Genomic DNA, 14,139 nt, shown 5'->3' with positions numbered 1-14,139 from the left:
AGGTTCAAGCCGTCGCGCTCAATGCGCAGCCCATTGGATCGACGACAGGTCGATCCCTTCCTGATGCATTTCCCACAGCGGCGAAAGCTCGCGCAGCTTCGCAATCTTGTTGTTCAACAACTCAATCACGTAGTCCACTTCCTGCTCGGTCGTGAAGCGCCCCACCGTGAAGCGGATCGAGCTATGCGCCAATTCGTCGTTACGGCCTAGCGCACGCAGCACATACGACGGCTCCAGCGACGCGGACGTGCAGGCGGAGCCGGACGATACCGCGACGTCCTTGACCGCCATGATCAAAGACTCGCCCTCAACGAAGTTGAAGCTCACGTTCAGGTTGTGCGGCACGCGCGCATGCATGTCGCCGTTCACGTAGACTTCGTCGATCCGCAGCAGGCCGTCGAGCAAGCGGTCGCGCAGCATCCGCACCCGCTCGTTCTCGGTGGCCATTTCCTCGCGGGCCAGCCGGAACGCCTCGCCCATGCCCACGATCTGATGGGCGGCGAGCGTGCCGGAGCGCATCCCCCGCTCATGGCCGCCACCGTGCATCTGCGCCTCGATCCGCACGCGCGGCTTGCGCCGCACATACAGCGCACCGATCCCCTTCGGCCCATAGGTCTTGTGCGCGGAAAACGACATCAGGTCGACCTTCAGCTTCTGCAGGTCAATTTCGACCTTGCCGGTCGCCTGCGCGGCGTCAACGTGGAACACGATCCCTTTTTGCCGGCAGATCTCGCCGATCGCCGCGATATCCTGGATCACGCCAATCTCGTTGTTCACATGCATCACCGACACGAGAATCGTGTCCGGCCGCAGCGCCGCGCTCAATGCCTCCAGGTCGAGCAGGCCATTGTCACGTACGTCCAGGTACGTCACCTCGAAGCCCTGCCGCTCCAGTTCGCGCGCGGTGTCGAGCACGGCCTTGTGCTCGGTCTTCACCGTGACGATGTGCTTGCCCTTGCTGCGATAAAAATTCGCCGCGCCCTTCAGCGCCAGGTTGTTCGACTCGGTCGCGCCCGAGGTCCAAATGATCTCGCGCGGATCGGCGTTGACTAGCGCGGCCACCTGCTCGCGCGCCTGCTCGACTGCGCGCTCGGCTTCCCAGCCATACGCATGGCTGCGCGAGGCCGGGTTGCCAAATTGCTCGCGCAGGTACGGGATCATCTTATCCGCCACGCGCGGGTCAACGGGCGTCGTCGCGCTGTAGTCCATGTAGATGGGCAAGTGGAACGGGGGATTTTTCATAGGGGGCTCCGCATGTCTGTGTCTGCTGCCAATACGTGTGTCGCGTCGCCGTCTGCTCAGGACTGCGCGATATTGAACACGGAATTCGGTCCTTTCGGCCCGACGCGGACCGTGTCCGGCGCGACCGGTTCGCCTCGCCGGTCAAGTCGCACCGGCGCTGCACTCTCGCGCGAGCGCTGTTGGTCAACCAAGTCTTGCAGCGACACGGAATCGAGGTACTCGACCATCTTCTGGTTTAGCGTCGACCACAATTCATGCGTCATGCAATGGCCGCCTGGCTGCTTGGTGCCCTCGCACGTTCCCTTGCCACCGCACTGCGTCGCGTCCAGCGGCTCGTCAACAGCGATAATGATGTCGGCTACGGTCACCTCGTCGGCGCGGCGCGCAAGATGGTAGCCGCCGCCCGGTCCACGCACCGACTCGACGATTTCGTGTCGGCGCAACTTGCCAAACAGCTGCTCCAAATAGGACAGCGAGATCCGCTGCCGCTGGCTAATGCCCGCGAGCGTCACGGGGCCCTGCTCTTGGCGCAGCGCCAAGTCGATCATCGCGGTAACGGCGAAGCGACCTTTTGTAGTGAGTCTCATGGTGTGGGGCACCCGTAATTCTCGACAATTTTTATCAAGTATAAATATCCTAGCATTTTAGTCAAGTACCCCTACCGCGGCCAGGGCCAGGACCGCGCGCGGCCCCATGCGACAACGCGCGTCGCCGTCGGCGCGCGCTCCGTGCCGCCTAGATCGCGTAGCGATGCCGCAACTGCGCGAGCAAGCCGTCGCACGCGTCCTCGACTTCGTCAAGCACGCGCTCGAAGCCCTCGTGGCCACCGAAATAAGGATCGGCGACTACGTCGGTATCGTGACGGCGGGCAAACTCCATCAGCAGGCGGATCTTATGCCCATGCTCGGTCGGGCAGCGGCGCCGCAGCTCGGCGGCGTTGTCGTGATCCATCGCGAGCAGCAAATCGAAACGTGCAAAATCGCTGGCGCTGACCTGCCGGGCGCGCAACGCGTCCAACGCGTAACCCCGCGACATCGCGGCGCGGCACGCCCGGGGATCAGGCGCGGCACCCACGTGCCAATCGCCAGTGCCGGCCGAGTCCAAGTGGATCGTGTCGGCCAGCCCGACCTCGTGTACCTTGGCGCGCATCACCGCTTCGGCGGTGGGGGAACGGCAGATGTTGCCAAGGCAGACGAAAAGCAGCGCGACGGTTTTCATGAGTTTGAATATTCGGAGCGCCGCAATTCTACGCTGGAATCCATGCTCGTGCCGGATGCTCGTGCTGATAGACACGATTGCCGCGTCGCACCCGGGCCGCCCGACACGCCTGGGCATAGGCCCGCCATCGATGAGCCGATAGGACACGGCACGCGCCCACTCCGCATTGCACCGCCCTTGGCTGAGCGGACCGAGCCGGCGCGCCGCCCCGCACGGAAGAGCCCGCCAGGCGGATACGCACACTGGCCTTGAGCAGGCGCCGCGGCGGCGTGCGCAATGCGTGAGTTGAGCGGCTCAGCCGTGCAGGTCGGCCAGCGGATGCGCGTCGGCGTGCCACGGCGAGCGCAGCATCGCAGCGACACGCTCTTCGCAGACCTCGGCCAGCGTGGCCGGCGCCCAGCGCGGCCGCTTGTCCTTGTCAATCAGGTGCGCCCGCACCCCTTCGCAGAAGTCGCCGCCGTCGATCGCCTGTGTGGCAATTGCCAGTTCCATCCGCAGGCATTCAGCCAGCGTCATGTGACGTCCCCGCAGCAACGCCTGCCGCGTGACGTTGAGCATGGTGGGGGAATAGGCGGTCAGCGCATCGAGGGTCGCGCCGAGCCATGCGCGCTCGGCTTCGCAGGGACCGGCCGACAGATGGCCGCGCAGCGACGCAACGATCTGCTCAACCGAGTGGCGAGGATTGAAATGACGCACGGCTAGCGCATGCCAATCGTCCACGGTACTGCATGCCTGCCCCGGCTCGGGACCCGGGCCGCCAAACACCTGCTTTAGCGCACGATCGATGTCGGCGGTGTCCACCTCACGCAGTCGCACGTCGACATCGCGCAACGCATCGGCGTCAACCAGCCGATCGGCCAATCCAAGCCGCTGTGCATCGGCCCCGCTAAGCGTCACGCCGGTCAATCCAACATACAATTCCAACTCCACCGGCATCACGGCCAGAAATCGCGTAGCCCCCACGTCCGGCACGAAACCGATTCGCGTTTCCGGCATCGCGATCCGACTACGTTGGGTGGCGATCCGCAGCGAGGCACCCTGCGCCAACCCCATCCCGCCGCCCATCGTAATGCCGTCCATTAGCGCCACCACGGGCTTGGGGAAATGATGCAGCGCGAAATCGAGCCGATATTCGTCAATGAAGAACGCTTGCCACACGCGCTCGCCGGCACTCGCCAGCCGGTACAGTGCCCGCACATCGCCGCCCGCGCAAAAGCCCTTGTCGCCGGCACCGCGCAGCACTAGCGCCAAAATCCGTTCGTCCGCCCGACATTGCTCGACCCATTGTGCCAGCGTGCGCACCATCGAATGCGACAGCGCGTTCAGCGCATCGGGACGATTCAGCGTCACGAGCGCCACCCGGTTGATCACCTGATAACGTAAATGCTCGGCTGTCACCGGTGCATCGACGGGTCCATCACGCCGCACTCCGGCGGCAACCTCAACCCTGCCCGCTGCAAGCGCTCCTAGAGTCATAGCCCCTCCCCGCGTCACGCTGACCAGCGCGGCGCGCGTTCTTTAAAAAATACCCCGGCACCCTCGCGCGGGTCCGGCCCATCGAGCAGCGGCACGAAGCGTTGTTGTCGACACGAAGCGTTGTTGTCTCTTCCTGGTTATCCGGTCGCTAGACGTGCCATCACCCTCCGCTGTACCTCGCTTGTCGTTCACCTTGATCATGCCGCCGCACAAGCCTGACGGCACCACCACGTAGTCATACTGCTCGAGTCCGTGCGCCTCGCGCCCAAACCGCATCTGCGCGCGCCGCTCGGGGGCAGGCTACGAGCGGATTCCCGCGAGATGCGAAAAGATCGTTAAGCGGCCCATATCACCCTGTTCGCACCTTTCACAATACGAGATACAATCGAACTCCTACTGCAGCATAGCGGCATCCATGATGAGCGACCTGAACGCAGAAGCCAAGACCTCGATCCAGGTAATCGACCGGATGATGCGGCTGCTCGACGCACTCGCCGCGCATAGCGATCCTGTCAGTCTCAAGGATCTCGCGCAACGCACCGCGCTCCATCCGTCGACCGCCCATCGGATTCTGAACGACATGGTAACGTGCCGGCTCGTCGATCGCTCAGATCCCGGCACGTATCGCCTAGGCATGCGCCTGCTCGAGTTGGGCAATCTGGTGAAAGCCAGGTTGTCGGTGCGCGACGCCGCGCTCGGCCCGATGCGTGAACTGCACCGGCTCACGGGGCAAACGGTGAACCTCTCTGTTCGGCAAAGCGACGAAATCGTCTATATCGAGCGCGCCTATTCGGAGCGCTCCGGCATGCAGGTGGTCCGCGCAATCGGCGGCCGCGCGCCGCTGCACCTGACGTCCGTCGGCAAGCTGTTTCTAGCCGCGGACGAAGCATCGCGCGTGCGCGCCTACGCGACGCGCACCGGGCTAGCCGGCCATACGCAGAACAGCATCACGGACCTCGCCAAGCTAGAGCGCGAACTGGCGCACGTACGCCATCAAGCGTGCGCCCGTGACAATGAGGAACTGGAACTGGGCGTGCGATGTATCGCAGCCGGCATCTATGACGACAGCTCGAAACTGGTGGCGGGCCTGTCACTGTCCGCACCGGCGGACCGCTTGCAAGACGCATGGATCGCGCAACTCACCCACACCGCGCTGCAAATTTCACAGGCGCTCGGGTACCAGCCGCCGGCGAACGCCACCACGGCCGCCGCCGCATGAAATGAATGGTCCCGCCGTCCGCCCGGGATCACCAGCGGACGAGGGACCCGCGCGCGCCGGCCAGGCCAGCGCCAGGGCGCGGATTGGCCGCACACCAGCGCACGGGTGCGGTTTAGGTGCCGGCGCCGTTAGTCTGTGCGCTCGTCACGCGTTGCACTCCGCCAGTGTCCATCCAATTGCGCAACCGTTGCGCATCGGCAAAACGAGAATACTTGCCGAACGAGTCCAGCAATACCATGATCACGGGCCGACCATGGATCGTCGCCTGCATGACCAGGCATTCGCCGGCCTCGTTGATGAAGCCAGTTTTTTGCAACCCGATGTCCCACGAAGCGTTGCGCACTAGGGCGTTCGTGCTGTTATAGGCGAGTGTGCGCTTGCCAGTGAATACATCGTAGCTGCGGTCAGTCGAGAACTGGCGGATCAGCGGATACTGATACGCCGCATTGACCATCTTCACGAGGTCGCGCGCGCTGGATACATTCTGCGACGTCAGGCCGGTCGCGTTCTGGAAATGGGTTTGCGCCATGCCCAATTCGGCGGCCTTGCGGTTCATCGCCGCGATGAACCCGGGCCGGCCGCCGGGATAGTAGCGCGACAGCGCCGCGGCGGCGCGATTCTCTGAGGCCATCAGCGCAATGTGCAGCATATCCTCACGCGACAATGTCGAGCCGATCGACAACCGGGAACCGGTGCCCTTCTCGTAGTCGCGGTCCTCGTCGGTCACCGTCAGCCTCTCAGTGAGCGGCGCCTTCGAATCCAGCACAATCATCGCGGTCATCAGCTTCGTGATCGACGCGATCGGCACGACTGACGCCGAGTTCTTGTCGTACAGTATCTCGCCGGTGTGTTGGTCCACCATGAAGCCCACCGTCGAGCGCAAGGCTACGCTGCCGTCGGACCGCAGCGTGAACGCCCCCAGCACGGGCCTGGGTTGGTACGCGACCCGGCGTACCGCCGCATGGTGCGTGTGCCTCCCCAGGCGCGCCGACACACGCCGTTTCGACGGCTGCGCGGCGGCCTGCCGCGCCACCTTGCTCGAGCGCGCAGCGCGGGTCTGCTGAGCCTTGGACACGCGCTTCGCGGCCAACGCCTTGCCCACTTTGCCGGCGGCAGCATGGCTCGCGCGGGATGCGCGCGCATCCTTCGCGGCGGTGGCGGCATACGCGTTGGCCGGCGCGACCAGCACGGCCATTAGTACGACCGAGCCGGCGAGGGACAACGCCACGCCGATGACAGCGACACGGATACCTTTCAGCGACGAAAACAGGGAGCTTTTCATTCGTATTATGACCGAATTTTCCGAAGGTGTAGCCAAGCCCGGAATGATTAACGATGCTAGGCACTGATCGCCAATACTGAAGCCGCCCTCTGTAAGACGTTCAAGGGAGACAATTGAGCGTCACAGTGTAATTGAAATCGGTAATTAGGCGTGCATGGCGATTCGCTCTACCGTCGCTGAGCGGTATCTACCTCCGACCTAATAATAGTTGGCTAAGGCCAATCAACGACCCAGGCGTTCCCGACATTGACGCACGACGGTGCCTGTACGCCCCGACCAGGCAAAGCGCAGTGTGCTGAGACGCTGCATTGAGCCGGCTGCACCAGCCGCGATGCCCCGTCGTCTTGTGTGGCTAACCCCTTGTTTACTAAGCCGAAGCCTAATTTGTGCATTGCACAAAAAATGCTTGACACGCGTGAAGCCGCTTCTACAATGTGCACTATGCTGCGCTGCACAACAGCGCGGCGGCCTTTCCCCCTCACCAGCGGCCCCGCCAGGGTCGGATCAGGAGCGCAAGCATGAATCTGTTGACCCCGGAGCAAATCGTTGCCGCCCAGAAGGCGCATCTGGAAACGTGGTTTGGTCTGACGAACAAAGCGTTTGAAAGCGTCGAAAAGTTCGTTGGACTGAACCTGCAATCGGCAAAGGCGACACTGGCCGAATCGCAGGAAAAAGCGCACCGCGCGCTGTCGGTGAAGGATGCGCAGGAGCTGTTGTCGCTGCAAGCCAGCCTGGCGCAGCCTGCCGCGGAGAAGGTTTTGTCGTACGGCCGTCAACTGTACGAGATCGGGTCGGCCACACAAGCCGAATTCGTTCGCGTTGCCGAAGCGCAGTACGACGAGCAAAGCCGCATGGTGCAGGCGTTAGTCGACAACGTCGCGAAGAACGCACCGGCTGGCTCAGAAACCGCCGTCTCGGTGTGGAAGTCGGCGATTACCGCCGCGAACACGACGTACGAAACGGTGCAAAAGGCCGCGAAGCAGGCGGTTGAGATCGCCGAAAGCAACTTCAACGCCGCTGCCGCCGCTGCGTCGAAGGCTGCTCAGCAGGCGGCTGCCCAGACATCGCGCGCCGCAAAGAAATAACGGCTACCAGCTCGGCGTCATGGGGCCAGCCCCACCCAAGGCGACGGTGCAATGCATGTGCCCATGCTACACCGTTGAATGTGCCGGCACCTCGACGAGACATAGCGAAGGCCAACTGAACACGCCTCCACGGCCTTGCACGCGCTTGCCGCGAACCGGCGGCAACGGCTCGCGTTACTTCTTGCGCTGCGGCGGCAGATCGGTGCAGACGCCCTCGTACAGTTCCGCGGCCATCCCAACCGATTCGCCGAGCGTCGGGTGCGGATGAATCGTCTTGCCGATATCCGTCGCGTCCGCGCCCATTTCCACGGCCAGGCAAATTTCGCTGATCAGATCGCCCGCATTGCGCCCAACGATACCCCCGCCAATCACGCGATGGGTCTGCTCATCGAACAGCAACTTCGTGAAGCCCTCGTCCCGGCCGTTCGCAATCGCACGTCCGGAGGCGGCCCACGGAAACACGGCCTTGCCGTACTGGACGCCTTCAGCCTTCAGTTGCGTCTCTGTCTTACCGGCCCATGCGACCTCGGGGTCGGTGTATGCCACCGAAGGAATTTGCAGCGCATCGAAGTAGGATTTTTCGCCGGCGGCAGCCTGCGCTGCCACATGCCCTTCGTGGACCGCCTTGTGCGCGAGCATCGGCTGACCCACGATATCGCCAATCGCGTAGATGTGCGGCACGTTGGTACGCATCTGCTTATCGACGTCGATGAAACCGCGCTCGGTCACCGCAACGCCGGCACGCTCGGCGCCAATGCGCTTGCCGTTCGGACTGCGCCCGACTGCGACAAGCACCAAGTCGTAGCGCTGCGCACCCGTTGGCGCATGCTCGCCTTCGAAGCTCACATAGATGCCGTCCGGCTTAGCCTCGGCAGCCGTGGTCCTGGTCTTCAGCATCACGTTTGCGAAGCGCTTCGCGTTGAACTTCTCCCATACTTTGACGAGGTCCCGGTCCGCGCCTTGCATCAAGCCATCGAGCATCTCGACCACGTCGATGCTCGCACCGAGCGTCGAATACACGGTGGCCATCTCGAGCCCGATAATTCCGCCGCCGATCACCAGCATCCGCTGCGGGATTTGCGGCAGTGCCAACGCACCGGTGGAGTCGATGACGCGTGCGTCGTCGGGCAGGAACGGCAGTTTCACGGCTTGCGAGCCGGCTGCGATGATCGCCTGCTTGAACCGCACGATCTGCTTGCCGCCGTCGGCCTGCACCTCGAGATGATAAGGATCGACGAACGCCCCGGCACCGGTCACCACCTGCACCTTGCGCGCCTTGGCCATGCCGGCGAGCCCGGTCGTGAGCTTACGCACCACGCCGCTCTTGAACTCGCGCAGCTTGCCCAAATCGATCTGCGGCTTGCCGAGCGTGATCCCATGCGCTGCCAGCGCCGCCGCCTCGTCCACGACGGCGGCGGTGTGCAGCAACGCCTTCGACGGAATGCATCCAACATTCAGGCAAACGCCGCCCAGTGTTGAGTAGCGCTCGACGAGCACGGTTTTCAGGCCGAGGTCAGCGGCGCGAAATGCAGCCGAATACCCACCCGGGCCGGCACCGAGCACCAGCACATCACATTCGATGTCGACGCTGCCACGATAGACCGCAGCCGGCGCCCCCGAGGCTGGCGACTGTCCCGACGTCGGCGGCGACGCGGTCGCCGCCCGCGCGTCTGACGCGGCGGACGATGTCGACGCCGACGTAGACGCCGACGTGGAGGCCGGGACAGACGCAACCGGCGGTCGCGCCGCGACGTGACCGCCGTCGGCACCCGCCTGGGCGGCAGCCTCCACGATCGCGATCACGGTGCCCTCGGACACCTTGTCGCCAGCCTTGACCTTGACCTCCTTTACGGTGCCAGCGTAGTCGCTCGGCACCTCCATCGACGCCTTGTCGCTTTCCAGCGTCAACAGCGACTGCTCCTTGTCGATCGTCTCGCCAGGCTGGACCCATACCTCGATCACGCTGACGTCCTTGCAATCGCCGATGTCGGGCACTTTCACTTCAACGAGACTCATCCACGTCCCCTTCTTGTTCGCGCAACGGGTTGATATCGTCCAATCACAGCATCACGCGGCGAAAATCCGCGAGGATCTGGCCCAGGTACGCGTTGAAGCGCGCGGCCTGTGCACCGTCGATCACGCGATGGTCGTACGATAGTGACAGCGGCAGCATCAACCGCGGGACAAATTGCTTGCCATCCCAGACCGGCTTGTAAGCGCTCTTGGACAGGCCGAGGATCGCCACTTCCGGTGCATTGATGATCGGCGTGAAATGCGTGCCGCCGATGCCGCCAAGCGACGAGATCGAGATCGAGCCGCCCTGCATCTGGTCTGGCTTCAGCTTGCCTTCACGAGCCAGTCTCGCCAGTTCCGCGGTTTCCTTCGCGATGTCGAGCACACCCTTGTGGTCAGCGTCCTTGAGCACCGGCACGACGAGCCCGTTCGGCGTATCGGCCGCAAAGCCAATGTTGAAATACTGCTTGAACACCAGGTTGTCGCCGTCCAGGCTGGTGTTGAAGGTCGGGAACTGCTTCAGCGCGGCGACAACCGCCTTGATCACGAACGCGAGCATGGTCACCTTGATGCCCGCTTTCTCGTTTTCCTTGTTCAGTTGTACGCGCAACGTCTCAAGCTCGGTAATATCGGCTTCATCGTTGTTCGTCACGTGCGGGATCATGACCCAGTTGCGATGCAGGTTCGCGCCGGAGATCTTCTTGATCCTCGACAGCGGCTTGGTCTGCACCGGGCCGAACTTCGCAAAGTCGACCTTCGGCCAGGGCAGCAGGTCTAGCCCCGCGCCACCCGATGCGGCGGCCCTGCCCGCGGGCACGCCACGCTGTCCGGTCATCACGCCCTTCACATAAGCGGTCACATCCTCGCGCGTGATCCGACCCTTCGGGCCCGTGCCCGGCACGCGCGCGACCTCGACACCCAGCTCGCGCGCGAACTTACGCACTGACGGGCTCGCGTGACTGGCGCGGTGTTCGCCAGCAATCGGGATCGCCGGCGCCGGCGCCAGCGCCGACGGTTCGCCAGCGCCACTGGCCGGCGCTGGCGCAACCGGCAGATCCGAAGACTGCTCGGCTGACCTGGACGCCGTAGCCGGCTGCGCGGGCGGCTCGGGTGGCGCCTGCTCAGAAGCCACGTCATCGGCGCTCTCCAGCACGACGATCAGCGTGCCTTCCGATATCGTGTCGCCAACGTTGACTTTCAATGCCTTCACCCTGCCAGCGGCCGGGCTCGGCACGTCTATCGTCGCCTTATCCGACTCGAGCGTGATCAGCGATTGCTCCGGCTCGACGACGTCGCCCACCTTCACATGCACTTCGATCACCGGCACGTCCTGGTAGTCACCGATATCGGGGACCTTGACCTCGCGGATACCGCCGCCGGTGCTACCCGACGCGGCAGGCGATGTGACCCGGGCTGAGTCCGGAGCCGCACCGTGACCGCTAGGCGACGAGGCGCCGCTCGCGCAATCGAGAATCACGATCAGCGACCCTTTGGAGACCGTATCGCCCTGCTTGACCTTCACTTCTTTGACGACGCCGGCGCTCGGGCTCGGCACATCCATCGTCGCTTTGTCCGACTCGAGCGTGACCAGCGATTGTTCCGGCTCAACGGCATCGCCCGGCTTGACCAGCACATCGATCACCGGCACGTCCTGGTAGTCGCCGATGTCCGGCACCTTCACTTCGATCGCTTCACTCATTGATTTTGTCTCCATCAGCCACGCGTGTGCAACGGCTGGCCATGGCCGTCGCACACGGGGCAGCGCGTTCGCGCGATGCGGGAAAATGGCGTTAGACAGTCACCGGGTTCGGCTTGGCCGGATCGAGTTGGTATTTCTGCAGCGCTTGCGCCACCCGCTTGCGGTCAATCGCGCCTTCGTCGGCCAGCGCGTGCAGCGCGGCCACCGTGACCCAATAGCGGTCGACCTCAAAGAAGTGACGCAGCTTCTCACGCGTATCGGAACGACCAAAGCCATCGGTGCCAAGTACCACATAGCGACGTGGCACAAATGCGCGGATTTGCTCGGCCAGCGAGCGGACATAGTCGGTCGCCGCGATCACCGGCCCCTGCGTGTCCTTCAACAAGGTCTGCACGTGTGACAGCTTGGGCTCAGCGAGCGGGTTGAGCAGATTCTGGCGCTGTACCGCCTGCCCTTCGCGGGCCAGTTCGATGAAGCTCGGCACGCTCCACAAGTCGGCGGCCACGCCCCAATCGTGCTTCAGCAACTCGGCTGCAGCAATCACTTCGTTTAGGATTGTGCCAGCACCAAGCAATTGCACACGTGGAGCGTCGTTGTCCGCCTCAGCCTTGCGCAATGAATACATGCCCTTGATGATGTGCTGCGCAACATGCTCGCCCTCGGGCATCGCCGGATGCTCGTAGTTTTCGTTCATTACCGTCAGGTAATAGAACACGTCCTGCTGCTCTTGCACCATACGGCGCAAGCCGTCCTGGATGATCACCGCAAGCTCGTAGCCAAATGTCGGATCGTAGCTGACGCAATTGGGAATCGACGACGCCCATAACAGCGAATGCCCGTCCTCATGCTGCAACCCTTCGCCATTAAGCGTTGTGCGTCCCGCAGTGCCCCCGAGCAGGAAGCCACGCGAGCGCATGTCACCGGCGGCCCAAGCCAGGTCGCCGACGCGCTGGAAGCCAAACATCGAGTAGAAGATGTAGAACGGCACCATGATCTCGTTGTGCGTCGAGTACGATGTCGCCGCCGCGATCCAGTCGCAGAGACCGCCCGCCTCGTTGATGCCTTCCTGCAGGATCTGTCCGGTCGTCGATTCCTTGTAGAACATCAACTGGTCGGAATCTTCCGGCACGTACTTCTGCCCTTCCTGGTTCCAAATGCCGATCTGGCGGAACAACCCCTCCATGCCGAACGTGCGCGACTCGTCCGGCACGATCGGCACGATCCGCTTGCCGAGCGCCTTGTCCTTGAGCAGGATGTTCAAGATCCGCACGAACACCATCGTCGTGGAGATCTCGCGTCCCTCGCCGGTGCCCTTGAGCACCGGTTCGAACGCGGACAGCGGCGGCACGTCCAGCGACGTATCGGCTTTCATCCGTCGCTGTGGCAAATAGCCGCCGAGCGCCAGCCGGTGCTGACGCATGTACTCAAGCTCTTTTGAGCCCTCCTCGAACTTCAGGTAAGGCACATCGGCGATCTCGTCGTCCGAGATGGGCAGCTGAAACCGGTCGCGGAACTGCTTCAGTTGGTCCACCTGCATTTTCTTCTGCTGGTGGGTAATGTTCATCGCCTGCCCGGCCTCGCCCATCCCGTAGCCCTTGATCGTCTTTGTGAGGATCACGGTCGGCTGGCCGACATTGTGCTGCGCCGCGTGAAATGCCGCGTAGATCTTATGCGGGTCGTGGCCGCCTCGGTTCAAATTCCAGATATCCTCATCGGACCAGTCCGCCACCAGCGCCTTAAGCTCCGGAGTGTTAAAGAAATGCTCGCGTACGTAGGCGCCAGACTCCGACTTGTACGTCTGGTATTCGCCATCGACCACTTCCATCATCCGACGCATCAACGCGCCCGTCTTGTCGCGTGCAAACAGCGAATCCCAGCGGCTGCCCCAGATCACCTTGATCACGTTCCAGCCCGCACCGCGGAATTCGGACTCCAACTCCTGGATGATTTTGCCGTTACCTCGCACCGGTCCGTCCAGCCGTTGCAGGTTGCAGTTAATCACGAACACGAGGTTATCCAGCCTCTCACGCCCGGCCATGCCGATCGCGCCGAGCGATTCCGGCTCGTCGGTCTCGCCGTCGCCGAGGAAAGCCCAAACCTTGCGCCCCGCGGTCTTCGCAATGCCGCGCGCCTCCATGTAGCGCATGAAACGCGCTTGGTAGATCGCCATAATCGGACCCAAGCCCATCGACACCGTCGGGAACTGCCAGAAATCCGGCATCAGCCACGGGTGCGGATACGATGAGATGCCCTGGCCTCCGACCTCCTGCCGGAAGTTGTCCAATTGCTCCTCGGTTAGCCGACCTAACAGGAACGCGCGCGAATAAATGCCGGGCGACGAGTGACCCTGCACGAACACCAGGTCGCCACCATGCTCGGCGCTCGGCGCGTGCCAGAAATGGTTGTACCCGACGTCATAAAGCGTGGCGGCTGACGCAAACGATGCAATGTGCCCACCGACGTTCGTGTGCTTGCCGGCGCGCAGTACCATCGCCAGCGCATTCCAGCGCGTGTACGAGCGAATCCGGTGTTCGATGTCTTGATCGCCGGGGCTCTTAGCCTGCGCGGACACGGGGATCGTATTGATGTACGGCGTGTTCGCGGAAAATGGCAGATGCTGGCCATGGACCCGCGCAAATTCGATCTGCTTTTCGATCAGGTAATGTGCGCGCTCGGGGCCCACGGCCGACAGCACGCCATCCAACGCCTCGAGCCATTCGGCGGTTTCCTGCGGGTCGTTGTCTTTTTCGGCGGCGACATACTTCATCACTTCCTCGGGTACGGCGGACATGAGCGTCTCCTAGTCCTGGTAGGGGGAACGTGCAGCACAAGCTGACCAGCTACCGCGTGCACGGCTCCGCCTGCGGAATCGCGCGGCCGGAAGCGGCATCCTGGCCGGGCGGCC

General features: G+C 63.2%; 10 protein-coding genes. 2 read left to right on the top strand and 8 right to left on the bottom strand.

The features are described from left to right. Window positions 1-18: 18 nt before the first annotated feature. The 4 genes from IHE30_RS05005 to IHE30_RS04990 all read right to left on the bottom strand — a co-directional run bounded on the left by IHE30_RS05005 (window position 19) and on the right by IHE30_RS04990 (window position 3,936). Window positions 19-1,242, bottom strand: a complete 1,224-nt coding sequence (locus IHE30_RS05005; protein ID WP_337689313.1) for an IscS subfamily cysteine desulfurase — start codon at window positions 1,240-1,242, stop codon at window positions 19-21. A gap of 56 nt (window positions 1,243-1,298) precedes the next feature. Beyond that, window positions 1,299-1,829 carry a Fe-S cluster assembly transcriptional regulator IscR gene (iscR, locus tag IHE30_RS05000; RefSeq protein WP_337689312.1) on the bottom strand — a complete coding sequence of 177 codons (531 nt, stop codon included), beginning with the start codon at window positions 1,827-1,829 and terminating at the stop codon, window positions 1,299-1,301. Window positions 1,830-1,977: 148 nt separating this feature from the next. Beyond that, on the bottom strand, window positions 1,978-2,460 hold the full coding sequence (locus tag IHE30_RS04995; protein WP_337689311.1) for a low molecular weight protein-tyrosine-phosphatase: 483 nt from the start codon (window positions 2,458-2,460) through the stop codon (window positions 1,978-1,980). 294 nt (window positions 2,461-2,754) lie between these two features. Further along, a complete protein-coding gene (locus IHE30_RS04990; protein WP_337689310.1) occupies window positions 2,755-3,936 on the bottom strand; it encodes an enoyl-CoA hydratase/isomerase family protein in 1,182 nt (393 codons plus the stop codon). Between the two features lie 418 nt (window positions 3,937-4,354). On the opposite strand from IHE30_RS04990, the gene IHE30_RS04985 reads away from it, so the two are divergent. Then, complete coding sequence (locus tag IHE30_RS04985) at window positions 4,355-5,155, top strand: IclR family transcriptional regulator (RefSeq protein WP_337689404.1); 801 nt, start codon at window positions 4,355-4,357, stop codon at window positions 5,153-5,155. A 112-nt stretch (window positions 5,156-5,267) separates the two neighbouring features. Here the strand turns inward: IHE30_RS04985 and pbpG are convergent, their stop codons facing one another. Further along, window positions 5,268-6,437: a D-alanyl-D-alanine endopeptidase gene (gene pbpG / locus IHE30_RS04980; protein ID WP_337689309.1), complete on the bottom strand. Its 1,170-nt coding sequence runs from the start codon at window positions 6,435-6,437 to the stop codon at window positions 5,268-5,270. A 518-nt stretch (window positions 6,438-6,955) separates the two neighbouring features. Between pbpG and IHE30_RS04975 the strand changes: the two genes are divergently transcribed. Beyond that, window positions 6,956-7,522 carry a phasin family protein gene (locus IHE30_RS04975; protein WP_337689308.1) on the top strand — a complete coding sequence of 189 codons (567 nt, stop codon included), beginning with the start codon at window positions 6,956-6,958 and terminating at the stop codon, window positions 7,520-7,522. Between the two features lie 174 nt (window positions 7,523-7,696). Here the strand turns inward: IHE30_RS04975 and lpdA are convergent, their stop codons facing one another. The 3 genes from lpdA to aceE all read right to left on the bottom strand — a co-directional run bounded on the left by lpdA (window position 7,697) and on the right by aceE (window position 14,025). Continuing rightward, window positions 7,697-9,538: a dihydrolipoyl dehydrogenase gene (lpdA, locus tag IHE30_RS04970; RefSeq protein ID WP_337689307.1), complete on the bottom strand. Its 1,842-nt coding sequence runs from the start codon at window positions 9,536-9,538 to the stop codon at window positions 7,697-7,699. 43 nt (window positions 9,539-9,581) lie between these two features. Then, the gene (aceF, locus tag IHE30_RS04965) at window positions 9,582-11,234 is read right to left on the bottom strand and encodes a dihydrolipoyllysine-residue acetyltransferase (protein WP_337689306.1); all 1,653 of its coding nucleotides are present in this window, start codon (window positions 11,232-11,234) and stop codon (window positions 9,582-9,584) included. A gap of 91 nt (window positions 11,235-11,325) precedes the next feature. After that, on the bottom strand, window positions 11,326-14,025 hold the full coding sequence (gene aceE, locus IHE30_RS04960) for a pyruvate dehydrogenase (acetyl-transferring), homodimeric type (protein WP_337689305.1): 2,700 nt from the start codon (window positions 14,023-14,025) through the stop codon (window positions 11,326-11,328). Window positions 14,026-14,139: the final 114 nt, after the last annotated feature.

It is taken from the genome of Mycetohabitans sp. B46 (assembly GCF_037389205.1).
In the GTDB taxonomy this organism is placed as follows: Bacteria; Pseudomonadota; Gammaproteobacteria; order Burkholderiales; family Burkholderiaceae; genus Mycetohabitans.
The sequence above is the reverse complement of the archived record's forward strand: the minus strand, read 5'-3'. Positions and strand labels throughout refer to the sequence as shown.

Coding starts and splice junctions, on each gene's coding strand:
- IHE30_RS04995 (WP_337689311.1), bottom strand. CDS start 2,460: ATGAAAACCGTCGCGCTGCTTTTCGTCTGCCTTGGCAACATCTGCCGT.
- IHE30_RS04990 (WP_337689310.1), bottom strand. CDS start 3,936: ATGACTCTAGGAGCGCTTGCAGCGGGCAGGGTTGAGGTTGCCGCCGGA.
- pbpG (WP_337689309.1), bottom strand. CDS start 6,437: ATGAAAAGCTCCCTGTTTTCGTCGCTGAAAGGTATCCGTGTCGCTGTC.
- iscR (WP_337689312.1), bottom strand. CDS start 1,829: ATGAGACTCACTACAAAAGGTCGCTTCGCCGTTACCGCGATGATCGAC.
- aceE (WP_337689305.1), bottom strand. CDS start 14,025: ATGTCCGCCGTACCCGAGGAAGTGATGAAGTATGTCGCCGCCGAAAAA.
- lpdA (WP_337689307.1), bottom strand. CDS start 9,538: ATGAGTCTCGTTGAAGTGAAAGTGCCCGACATCGGCGATTGCAAGGAC.
- IHE30_RS04975 (WP_337689308.1), top strand. CDS start 6,956: ATGAATCTGTTGACCCCGGAGCAAATCGTTGCCGCCCAGAAGGCGCAT.
- aceF (WP_337689306.1), bottom strand. CDS start 11,234: ATGAGTGAAGCGATCGAAGTGAAGGTGCCGGACATCGGCGACTACCAG.
- IHE30_RS04985 (WP_337689404.1), top strand. CDS start 4,355: ATGAGCGACCTGAACGCAGAAGCCAAGACCTCGATCCAGGTAATCGAC.
- IHE30_RS05005 (WP_337689313.1), bottom strand. CDS start 1,242: ATGAAAAATCCCCCGTTCCACTTGCCCATCTACATGGACTACAGCGCG.